Annotated in this window: 9 protein-coding genes; 1 reads left to right on the top strand and 8 read right to left on the bottom strand. The window is 42.5% G+C overall.

Annotated elements, in window-relative coordinates; genetic code table 11:
- Positions 1-17: 17 nt before the first annotated feature.
- Together parC and parE are read right to left on the bottom strand one after the other, a co-directional pair.
- On the bottom strand, positions 18-2,480 hold the full coding sequence (gene parC, locus ENLAB_RS14905; RefSeq protein WP_077452541.1) for a DNA topoisomerase IV subunit A: 2,463 nt from the start codon (positions 2,478-2,480) through the stop codon (positions 18-20).
- 11 nt (positions 2,481-2,491) lie between these two features.
- Positions 2,492-4,519 carry a DNA topoisomerase IV subunit B gene (parE, locus tag ENLAB_RS14900; RefSeq protein WP_086292734.1) on the bottom strand — a complete coding sequence of 676 codons (2,028 nt, stop codon included), beginning with the start codon at positions 4,517-4,519 and terminating at the stop codon, positions 2,492-2,494.
- A 284-nt stretch (positions 4,520-4,803) separates the two neighbouring features.
- On the opposite strand from parE, the gene plsY reads away from it, so the two are divergent.
- A complete protein-coding gene (gene plsY / locus ENLAB_RS14895) occupies positions 4,804-5,442 on the top strand; it encodes a glycerol-3-phosphate 1-O-acyltransferase PlsY (protein ID WP_077452543.1) in 639 nt (212 codons plus the stop codon).
- Positions 5,443-5,493: 51 nt separating this feature from the next.
- Here the strand turns inward: plsY and ENLAB_RS14890 are convergent, their stop codons facing one another.
- The 6 genes from ENLAB_RS14890 to ENLAB_RS14865 form a co-directional block, all read right to left on the bottom strand.
- The gene (locus ENLAB_RS14890) at positions 5,494-6,369 is read right to left on the bottom strand and encodes an aldose 1-epimerase family protein (protein WP_244351840.1); all 876 of its coding nucleotides are present in this window, start codon (positions 6,367-6,369) and stop codon (positions 5,494-5,496) included.
- 11 nt (positions 6,370-6,380) lie between these two features.
- Positions 6,381-7,172 (bottom strand): GTP-sensing pleiotropic transcriptional regulator CodY, encoded by a 792-nt coding sequence (gene codY, locus ENLAB_RS14885; protein ID WP_086292738.1) that lies wholly within the window; start codon positions 7,170-7,172, stop codon positions 6,381-6,383.
- A 13-nt stretch (positions 7,173-7,185) separates the two neighbouring features.
- Positions 7,186-8,583 (bottom strand): ATP-dependent protease ATPase subunit HslU, encoded by a 1,398-nt coding sequence (gene hslU / locus ENLAB_RS14880; protein ID WP_005236820.1) that lies wholly within the window; start codon positions 8,581-8,583, stop codon positions 7,186-7,188.
- Positions 8,584-8,597: 14 nt separating this feature from the next.
- Positions 8,598-9,140, bottom strand: coding sequence for an ATP-dependent protease subunit HslV (gene hslV, locus ENLAB_RS14875; RefSeq protein WP_005229630.1), 543 nt, complete (start codon positions 9,138-9,140; stop codon positions 8,598-8,600).
- Between the two features lie 22 nt (positions 9,141-9,162).
- Positions 9,163-10,101, bottom strand: a complete 939-nt coding sequence (xerC, locus tag ENLAB_RS14870; protein WP_077452546.1) for a tyrosine recombinase XerC — start codon at positions 10,099-10,101, stop codon at positions 9,163-9,165.
- Between the two features lie 195 nt (positions 10,102-10,296).
- Entirely contained in the window at positions 10,297-11,733 is a 1,437-nt protein-coding gene (locus ENLAB_RS14865; RefSeq protein WP_077452547.1) for a flotillin family protein, read from the bottom strand.
- Positions 11,734-11,735 lie beyond the last annotated feature (2 nt).

Below are 11,735 nucleotides of genomic sequence, written 5' to 3'. Positions count from 1 at the left end.
GGCTGTTTTGTTATAATTTATAGTACAGGATCCTCCGCGATTGCAGGACTGATTTGTGTTTTCACTTCGTAGATTTGTCCCCCTGTTTTCTCATCCATAATAAATGAGCCATTGGAGGTCCGATCATTGATCGGGATTTGATTCGTGATGACTTCAAAGGCTTGTCCTTTTTGGTTGGTCACTAGCAGTTGCTGATTTTCCCCACTGCCCATATAGACGACGCGATGAGGATTTTTCTTCAATTCACGCAAGACCATCAAACCACGCTTCGCCCGTCCTAATTGGGTAATCTCTTGAGCCAGCATGCGTTTTGCTGCGCCACGTTGAGTAATCAGAACGATTGGTGTATCCCCTTCTGAATAAACTAACAACCCATTGATAAGATAATCACCCGCTTTAAGGTTCATCGCTTTGACTCCAGCTGCTTTTGGTCCCACAACGGGCACTTCATTAAGCGAATACCGTAAGCCAAAGGCAAGATGACTGACTAAAAAGACATCCATTTCTTCCGTTTGATCCGTCAAAAAGACATTGACCAATTCATCGGTTTCATCTTTTAGCTTCATGATCGTCATTGGCCGTGTCTTATAGGTACGCCAAGGCTCAAATTCCGTCATCCGCGTTTGTTTGATCATGCCGTTTTTACTGATCAGCACAAAGTTTTTCAAAGGATCGATCTCTTTGTAAGCAAAGACCCCAATGATCATTTCATCTTGGGCCAGCGTCATGACCGTTTGCGAAATATGTTCGCCTAGATCTTTCCATTTTAAATCAGGCAATTCATGAACCGGACGATAGATCGTGTTTCCTTTATTGGTTACCAACAACAGATGATCTAACGTGTTCATTTGACTGCTATAAAGTAAAGAGTCGCCTTCTTTCATGCCGATCTCTTCTGGTTTTGAAGCGCCGTAGGAACGCAAACTGCTACGTTTAACATAGCCGTCTCTTGTGACTGTTACGACGACTTCTTCTTGTGCAACCAAGACTTGTGTTTCAATCTTGATTTCTTGAATTTCTGCTTCGATCTCAGTCAACCGCGGGGTCGTATATTTTTTCTTGATTTCCCGCAATTCCTTTTTGATCACTTTCAGTAATTCGCTTTCCTCATTTAAGATTGTTGTCAATTCAGCGATCGTTTCAGCAAGTTCTTTCGCCTCTGCTTGCAATTGCGTGATATCCGTATTGGTTAACCGGTACAACTGCAAGTTCACAATGGCTTCTGCTTGCTCTTCCGTAAAGCCGTGTTGAACCACCAGATTGTTTTTGGCATCTTTTTTGTCTTTACTGCCGCGAATGGTGGCGATCACTTCATCAAGGATCGATAGAGCTTTGATCAGACCATCAACGATATGCTGTCTCTTTTGAGCTTTTTGCAGTTCAAAACGACTGCGTTTTTCAATCACTTCACGGCGATGCTTGATGTAGCTTTCTAAAATCCGTTTCAAACCGACTTGTTGGGGGCGCATATTGTCAATGGCTACCATGTTGAAGTTGTAGTTGATCTGCAATTCGGTATTTTTAAATAGATAATTTAAAATTCCTTGTGCATTTGCTTCTTTTTTCAGCTCGACAACGATCTGCAAACCAGTACGGTCGGTTTCATCCCGTACTTCAGCAATCCCGTCGATCCGTTTATTCAAACGGATCTCATCCATTTTTTTGACTAAATTGGCTTTATTGACCTCATAGGGAATCTCATTAATAACGATTTGCTGTTTGCCGCCTTTAATGTCTTCAATCTTGGTTTTCGAACGCAGGATCACTTTGCCTTTACCTGTTTCATAGGCTTTCTTGATTTCTTCTTTCCCTTGTAATATTCCTCCTGTTGGAAAATCAGGGCCAGGAATATATTTCATCAGCTGATCCAAAGAAGCTTGCGGATGGTCGATCAAATAGACCGTTCCATCAATGATCTCTCCTAAATTGTGGGTGGGAATTTCCGTTGCATACCCAGCTGAGATCCCTGTTGAGCCATTGACTAACAGATTCGGGTATTTTGCTGGTAGAACAGTTGGTTCTTTTTCGGTATCATCGAAGTTCCACACCAATTCGACCGTGTTTTTTTCGATATCTTTTAACAGCTCACCGCTTAATTCTGAAAGCCGTGCTTCCGTATAACGCATGGCTGCTGGTGGATCGCCATCCATACTCCCGTTGTTCCCGTGCATTTCAATCAAAATCTGACGTAGTTTCCAGTCTTGGCTCATGCGGACCATTGCTTCATAGATACTTGAGTCGCCATGGGGGTGAAAATTCCCCATGATATTTCCGACTGATTTCGCTGATTTGCGGAAGCCTTTGTCATACGTATTGCCGTCTTGGTTCATGGCAAACAAGATGCGCCGCTGAACCGGTTTTAACCCATCACGAATATCCGGCAATGCCCGTTCTTGAATGATGTATTTGGAATATCGTCCGAAGCGATCTCCCATCACTTCTTCCAATGTCAATTCTTGTATATTGCTTCTGTGTTCCAAGAGACCACCTCCTATTCCTTAACTAACTGTTTGCTTTCTGCTTGTTCGGTATCCATTAACTTTTCATCAACTAATTCCGGTACTGTATCTTCTTTTTTATCCAAAATACTGCCATCTTCTTCTAAACTGAATTGAACATGGCTTTCGATCCACTTCCGACGTGGTTCTACTTTATCTCCCATCAATGTGGTGACACGGCGTTCTGCTTGAGCCGCATCATCGATTCTTACCCGAATCAGCGTCCGCGTTTCTGGGTCCATGGTCGTTTCCCACAATTGATCGGCATTCATTTCCCCCAACCCTTTGTAGCGCTGAAGCATATAGCCTTTGCCGATTTTTTGGGTCAGCTTGCTTAGTTCATCGTCCGTCCAAGCGTATTCGACCACTGCTTTTTTTCCTAACCCTTTGGACACTTTATACAAAGGTGGCAAAGCAATGTAAACTTTTCCTGCTTCGATCAACGGTTTCATGTAACGGTAGAAAAACGTCAATAGCAATACTTGGATGTGTGCCCCATCGGTGTCCGCATCGGTCATGATAATGACTTTATCATAGTTGCAGTCTTCAATCGAAAACTCTGGGCCAACACCGGCACCGATAGTATAGATCATGGTATTGATCTCTTCATTTTTCAAAATATCCTGCATTTTGGCTTTTTCCGTATTGATAACTTTGCCTCGTAACGGTAAAATCGCTTGGAACTTGCGGTCACGGCCTTGCTTCGCTGAACCACCAGCAGAATCCCCCTCCACCAAATACAATTCATTTTTCTTAGGATTACGAGATTGTGCAGGCGTTAATTTTCCAGAAAGCAGTGACTCCCCTTTTTTGCGTTTCTTTCCAGTGCGGCTTTCTTCTCTCGCTTTTCTGGCAGCTTCACGGGCCTCTCTTGCTTTGATCGCTTTACGAACCAGCATTTGACTCATTTCACTGTTTTCTTGCAGGTAATAGCCTAGCTGCTCGCCAATCACATTGTCTACCGCATTTCTTGCTAAGGGTGTTCCTAATTTCCCTTTGGTCTGTCCTTCAAATTGCAAAAGATTTTCCGGAACACGGATCGACAGCACGGCCGCTAAGCCTTCCCGAAAATCACTGCCTTCAAGGTTCTTATCTTTTTCCTTCAACAAATTCACCTTGCGGGCATACTCATTGAAAGCTTTCGTCATTGATGTCTTCATCCCCACTTCATGGGTACCACCATCTTTGGTACGTACATTATTGACAAAAGACAAGACATTTTCCGAATAGCCATCATTGTATTGAAAGGCAAGTTCTACCTCGATGGCTTCTTTCGTGCCAGAAAAATAAACCACCTGGGTCAAGGTATCTTTTTCTTCATTTAAATAATCAACGAATTCTTTGATACCTTCTTCATATAAAAAGACTTCACGAATCGGTTCTTCCCCACGTTCATCCGTCAGGGAAATTTTGACCCCTTTCAACAAGAACGCAGATTCTCTCAAACGTTCTGCGAGAATCTCATAGGAGAATTTGGTTGCAGAAAAGATTGTATCGTCTGGTTTAAAGGTGACTGTGGTTCCCGTTGGTTTACGAGTTTTGCCGATTTTTTTTAAGGTACCGGCTGGTTTCCCACCATCTTTGAAGCTCTGTTTGTATTCGATACCGTCACGAACGATGACCACTTCTAGCCAGCTGGATAAGGCATTTACAACACTGGCACCAACCCCATGAAGGCCGCCAGAGGTTTTGTAGCCGCCTTGGCCAAACTTCCCGCCGGCATGTAATACTGTGAAGATGACTTCAACAGTCGGGATTCCCGATGCATGTGTCCCGACCGGCATTCCTCGACCATTGTCTCGAACACTGATACTATTGTCTTTATGGATCGTAACATCGATTTCATTGCCGTATCCTGAGAGTGCCTCATCAACCGCATTATCGACGATTTCATACACTAAGTGGTGCAAGCCGCGGCTATCGGTCGAGCCGATATACATTCCTGGCCGTTTTCTTACTGCTTCCAGGCCCTCTAAGACCTGAATGGAAGCATCATTATATTCTGTGGTTTTCTTTGCCAAACCCACCGCTCCTTTAATCTTGATCAGTCCTTTTTTGCTGCTGAAAGAACTGCAAAAAAAATCTTAACACAAAATACGCTTTTTTCAAGCGAACATTTTTCTAAACTATCTTATCCTTTTTCCTTTGTTTGCACAAGCTAGAGTCACAAAATGGCTCGTTTGTGTTTCACAGCTCTGAGAAAAGCTGTTTTTCTTCTTTCCCTAACCAGCGAAAGATTTTCTTATTGTTGGAAAGGCGTTTTCATGCTAAAATTGCCCTAGCCTTGCAAAGAAAGTTGGTTATTATGAATACGATTCTTTTATTTATTGTTGCTTACCTTTTAGGTTCGATCCCCTCGGGTGTTTGGATTGGCCAACTGTTTTTCAAAAAAGATATTCGCCAATTCGGCAGCGGCAATACGGGAACGACCAATACATTTCGCGTTTTAGGAAAAAAAGCCGGGATCGTTGTTTTATTGATGGATATCTTAAAAGGAACTTTGGCGACCAGCTTGCCGGTCATCTTTGGTCTCCATACCGTCAATCCGCTCTGGTTTGGGGTCTGTGCAATCTTAGGCCACACCTTCCCAATCTTTGCCAAATTTAAAGGCGGCAAAGCAGTGGCGACAAGTGCTGGGATGCTCTTAGGATACAATCCGCTCTTTTTCATTTATTCTTCATTGATTTTTGTTATCTGTCTTTATGTGACCAGTATGGTGAGTCTGACCAGTATGATCGCGGCGTGTTTGATCACTTTATCGACGATTGTTTTGCCTTTTATCGCCCCTGCGATCTTGCCTGAGCAAAATTGGCTGCTGACCTTTATCGCCATCGGCGTAACGATTTTTATCTTTATTCGCCATCGTGAAAACATTACCCGCATCAAAGATGGGACCGAAAGTCGAATACCCTTTGGATTGAATAAGCGTCAAACGAACAAATAAGCAGAAGCTGAGAAAAGTCATTGCGCTTTTCCCAGCTTCTTTTTGCATACATTATTTAACTGTGATGGAGTACTTTGTTTCAAATACTTCTTCAGGTGGAAGTGCTTGAATCCCCAGTTTTTCTGAAAGCTCACCGGAAGCTTCCAGTGTGTCTGCGATACCGCACCATGGTTCTATACATAGAAACGGCGATTTCACTGGATACGTGGACCAAAAACCGACATACGGCATATTATTGTAGCTTAACGTGACACTATGAGGCGATTTCTCACTGCGAATCGAGTAGGAATGTAATCCTTTCGTTTCATAAACTAGCGCATCATTTGCAAACATGTCATGGGTCAAGCGTAAATCCGTATTCGTTTGACCGAGTGTGCGTTGCTCATAATCAATATAGTTGCCTTTTAACGGCAATTTCACCCGTGATTTCTTTGGAGAAAAAGAAAGATAATAGTCTTCAAAAGTCAGCCCTTTTTCAAGTGGGACGTTGAATGCAGGGTGTCCACCAATGGAGAAATAGAGCTCTTTTTGACCGCTATTCTTCACTTGGTATTTGACGACTAAACCATCACCGCCTAATTCATAACTGACATACAGCTGAAAATCAAACGGATACTTTGCTTTGGTTTCAGTCGAACTTTCTAGTAAAAACAAAGCGTAATCTGTGCGTTTTTCAACGACAGTAAACAACATGTCTCTGGCAAATCCATGACGAGGCAAATGATAACTCTTGCCCTCATGCTGATAGGTGTCCTCTTTTAAGGCACCAATGATCGGAAATAAGATCGGTGCATGCTTTCCCCAGTGGTTTGGATCAGCTTGCCAAATATATTCAAGGTCATTGCTCGTATCGACTAAGCTTTGCAGCTCAGCCCCTTTTTCTGCAATTTTTGCTTGCAGATGACCGGCCGTGATGGTAACTGTCATGGTCTCATCTCCTAATATTGATGTTTCGTCAATTCCTCTTTAAAGCGACTGTTAAGCACTTTTAAATAGGTGCCTTTCATCCCCAAAGAGCGGGATTCAATAATACCGGCAGACTCTAATTTACGTAAAGCATTTACGATCACCGACCGTGTAATACCAATGCGATCAGCGATACTTGATGCGGTCAGACGACCTTCGTCGCCTTCTAATGCCTCAAAGATCGCTTGAACAGCTTTCAACTCACTATAAGAAAGGGTGTTGATTGCCATTTGAACCGCCGTTGTACTGCGAACGTCTTCTTCGATACTGCGGGATTTTTGGTACAAGAATTGCATACCCACAACTGTTGCACTGTATTCCGCTAATACCAAATCGTCATCATCAAAAGATTTATCGATTCTAGAAAGAATGATTGTTCCTAAACGTTCCCCTGCACCGTAAATCGGTACGATAGTTGTTAGTCCGTTGGGATACAACTCACGGCCTTCCACAGGAAAAGCGGTCATATCATCACTGATTGGCACATTAGCTTCTGTGGAGGTCAGGTGATCGACTAAATTTGTATAATTTTTAGGAAACTGTTTTTCAACAAACATTTTTTTTATACGTTCGTTATTAACATCGTGGTTCTCAACAAAACCTAACACACTACCGTCGATGCTAATAATATACGCATTGCTGTCTAGGATGTTTCCTAAAATGACAGCCATTTTGTCGTAAGGCAAATCAGAAGCTAAATTAAAGGTGTTTTTTTGCTGCAATAATTCGTTGATTTGTCTTGTCTTTTCTAATAATGTTTTCATTGGTCCGCTCCCTTTATAAAATATACCGGCTTAAGTCTTCATCTTTTGCGATGGACGCAAGTTTTTCTTCCACATACGCTTCTGTGATCGTAATTTCACCCATTTGCATCTCAGATGCTTCAAACAATAAATCTTCAAGTAGTTTTTCTAGAATTGTATGCAAACGACGAGCACCAATATTGTCGGTATCGCGATTGACTTGATACGCGATTTCGGCAATTTTTTCGATAGCTTCCATCGTAAAGACCACTTTGACATTCTCGGTTCCTAACAAGGCGATGTATTGTTTGACTAAAGCATTATTTGGCTCCGTTAAAATTTTAACAAAGTCTTCTTTTGTCAAGTCATCTAGTTCCACGCGAATCGGGAAACGTCCTTGCAACTCAGGGATCAGATCGCTTGGTTTTGATAGATGGAACGCGCCTGAAGCGATAAAGAGAATATGATCTGTTTGTAACGTGCCATATTTCGTATTGACTTGCGATCCTTCAACGATCGGTAAGATATCTCTTTGCACCCCTTCACGAGAAACTTCTCCTGACTGCTGTGATTTCGAAGATACCTTGTCGATTTCATCAAGAAAAATGATGCCGCTAGATTCTGCTAAACGTAACGCTTCACTATGAATATCCGCGTCGTTGACCAGTTTGGAGGATTCTTCTTGAATCAACAATTCTCGTGCTTCTTTCACAGTTACCGTGCGCTCGATTTTCTTTTGCGGTTTCAATGCCCCTAAGGTTTCATTCAAATCGATCCCCATTTGTTCTAAGCCATTGTTCATCATTGGTGCTTGATTTTTCGGCTCATCGACTTGGATCGTCACTTCTCGGTTGTCTAAAAGCCCCTTTTCTAATTGCTCGAAAATGGCTTGACGGTTGCTGCGAATCTCATCCGTCAATTCTTCTTTTGGCTCTTCTGGTTGTTGTGCGGCGTTGAACATATTCATCATTTGTTCATAAGGATTGGTATTCTTTTTCTGTTCCTTTTTAATACCAGGAACTAAGACTTTTACTAAACGACGGTTGGCTTTTTTCTCTGCTTGGATCCGCACGTTTTTATATTGTTCTTTTTTCACGATTTGGATCGCATTCTCAACGAGGTCACGTACCATCGATTCTACGTCTCGACCGACATAGCCGACTTCCGTGAATTTCGTCGCTTCTAACTTAACGAAAGGTGCATCAACGATCTTTGCTAATCGTCGCGCAATTTCCGTTTTCCCAACGCCCGTTGGTCCGATCATCAAAATATTTTTTGGTGTGACATCTTGTTGCATCTTTTCATCTAATTGTAGCCGGCGGTAGCGATTTCTCAAAGCAACCGCCACTGATTTTTTGGCGTTGGTTTGTCCAACGATGTATTCATCTAATTCTTTCACGATTTCTCGTGGTGATTTGTTTTGGTTTGTCATATCGTCATCCCTCTTTAAAACTCTTCTACAATGATATTGTGATTCGTAAAGACACAAATGTCTGCTGCGATATTCAAGGCACCTTCAGCGATTTCTTTGGCAGATAGTTCGCCGCCATAACGTTTCATCGCACGGGCTGCCGCCAAGGCATAGTTTCCGCCTGAACCAATGGCTAAGATCCCTTCATCTGGCGAAATGACCTCGCCTGTCCCAGAGACTAAGAGCATCTCCTTATCATTCATGACGATCAGCATCGCCTCTAGTTTTTGCATCGACTGCTGCGTCCGCCATTCTTGCGCCAATTCTACTGCAGCTCGTTGCAAATTTCCGTTGTATTCATTTAGTTTTCCTTCAAATTTTTCTTCCAAGGTAAAGGCATCTGCTACACTGCCGGCAAAGCCAACGATCACCTCACCGTTGTAAATTCGACGAACTTTCCGAGCGGTTCCTTTCATAACGACCTGTTCTCCCATCGTTACTTGTCCGTCACCGGCCATGGCAAACTTGCCGTCTTTTTCAACCGCACAGATGGTGGTTGAATGAAATTCTGACTTCATTTACGTTCCTCCTGTACCAATTTTACGCGCGTGGATGAAATTGGCGATAATTTTTTTGTAAACTGTCTTTGGTGACATGCGCATAGATCTGTGTCGTCGATAGATTGGCATGCCCCAACAATTCTTGAACGGTCCGCATATCGGCACCGTTGTTTAATAAATGGGTCGCAAACGTATGCCGAAGCATATGAGGATGGATTTTACTGTCTAAACTGCTTTTTCGAATGATTTGATTCAACACATACTCGATCCCTGTTGCAGTGATCCCATCACCAAGATGATTCACGAAAAGAATATCGTGTTCTTTGTTCTGCTTTTCCATCAGTTGTTTGCGTCCTGAGGAAAGGTAGCGCTTGACTGCCGCTTGTGCGTAACTGCCGAAAGGAACATAACGATCTTTGTTGCCTTTTCCGTGGATCAACAATACGCCGCTTTCCCAATCGATCGCCCCCAGCGTCAGACTACTACATTCGCTGACCCGCAGACCTGAACCGTAAAGGACTTCTAACAATGCTTGATTGCGCTGTTGTAATGGCTCATCACCGGCAACACTTTGAAAGAGTGCATCCATTTCTTTTTCATAAAAAAAACGCGGCAATTTGGCGTTTTTCTTTTTTAAATGAATGTAGGCGAAAGGATTCTCTTTGACGATCTCATGCTTGGTTAGAAATTGGTAAAATGATCGCAAGCTAGCCATTTTGCGACTAATGGAATTACGACTGTACTCTCGTTCTGTCAAATAGCTTAGATAGACGCGAACATCACGGTACTCCACTGCTAATGGGTCTTCATTGCCAGACTCTTTTAAGAAGTAAAAAAAATCGCTCATATCTTCTTGATACGCTTTTTTTGTCTTTTCCGAATACCCTCTTTCAACAATAAGATAACGAAAAAACTCTTCTTGTAACTGATCTGTTTGCAAAGTAACCCCCCTTTTCATGATTCGAAATAACTTTAGCATAGACCACAAAAAAAAACAAATGAATTGTCAGAATTTAATCAATATTTCAAAGTTTAGACATAATTGTGAAAACTTTCTAAGAATCTTCGTAAGATTCTTATCACTCTTCAAAAGATTCCTCAAAAAAGCCAGAAAAACGTACCAGTCCTTCTCCTCAAAAGATAGAGGGACTGATACGTTTCCACTTATTTGCTTTTATTCGATTGGATCCGTTGTTGGCTGATGCGAACCATTGCTTTCAGATACAGCCTGAACTAGCTCTTTGTTTCCTTGTTTTGTGGACATCGTGTCATTGATCAACCCAACTAAGTCTAATCCGGTTGTCTCTTTGATCGTATCAAAAGTTCGCGCTAAACCAGCTTCCCCCATTGATTGAAGCCCATCATTGCCGCCAAAGCTAACCACTTTATCAATATTGCTCAGTGGCGCATTGACTTCTTTCGCGATTTCAGGCAGCACTTTGATGAACTCCATTAAAATACCGGCTTCGTTTAGTTTGGTCAAAGCAATCGCCATCTTTTCACGGCTTTCCGCTTCGGCTTGACCGACTTTTGCGATCCGTTCCGCGTCGGCACTACCTAGTTTTTCAATTCGTTCGGCTTCTGCTTGGGCAGCTAATTTGACTTTTTCTGCTTCCGCTTGTGCTCGAGCGATTTCACGTGCTTTGTCTGCTAATGCGTTTTGTTCAACGACATATTTATCTGCTTCGGCTTTTTTACGGACAGTTGCATTCAATTCTTTTTCCGTCAATTCCGCTTGTTTTTCTTGGATCTCAATATTTTTTTCTTGTTCGATCAACTGAACTTTCATTTGTTCGCCGACCGCGATTTGTTCTGCTTTCGCATCCGCAACTTCGCGTTCTTGTTTGTACTGCGCTTGTTTCAATGCCATATCTTTAGTCGCTTCTGCGATTTCTGTTTGGCGACGGATCTCTTCATGCTGTGCCAATTGCTCATTCTCAGCTTGCTTGATCCGCGTTTCTCTTAAGGCATTGGATTCCGCTACTTCGGCATTTTTTTTCACTTCAGCAATCTGAGGGCGTCCTAACGCATCCAAGTAGCCATTGCTGTCGCTGACATCTTTGATCGTAAACGAAACGATCTCCAACCCCATTTTTTTCAAGTCCGTAGAGGCAACTTCTTGCACTTGTTCCGCAAAATCATCTCGGTTTTTGTAGATAGCTTCTACCGTCATCGTTCCTAGAATCGCCCGTAAGTGACCTTCTAAGACTTCTTGGGCTTCATCTTCCAATTCACCTGTGGATTTACCTAAGTATTGTTCGGCGGCTGTCTTGATCGATTCGGTACTATTACCGACCTTCACAAGCACCGTCGCACTGGCTTTGATCGGTACGCCTTGTTCCGTATAAACTTCTGGTGTCCCAATCTCTAACTTGTGGGTCAATAAACTTAATTTATGAGCTTTTTGAACAATAGGAATCACAAATGTCCCACTGTTTTTTAAGATCTTGATGCCTTCTTTTCCTAAGAATGATCCTGTAACAATCAACGCTTCATCGGGTTTCCCGATACGGTAACGTATCATCAAAAAGGCAACCAATAAAACAACGAGGACAATGATCCATAAAATTGGATTACTTAAAAAATCGACTGCTGATCCTGTATCCACCATAA

Source organism: Enterococcus innesii (assembly GCF_022846515.1).
Lineage (GTDB): Bacteria > Bacillota > Bacilli > Lactobacillales > Enterococcaceae > Enterococcus_D > Enterococcus_D innesii.
This window is presented reverse-complemented; position numbering and strand designations above follow the sequence as displayed.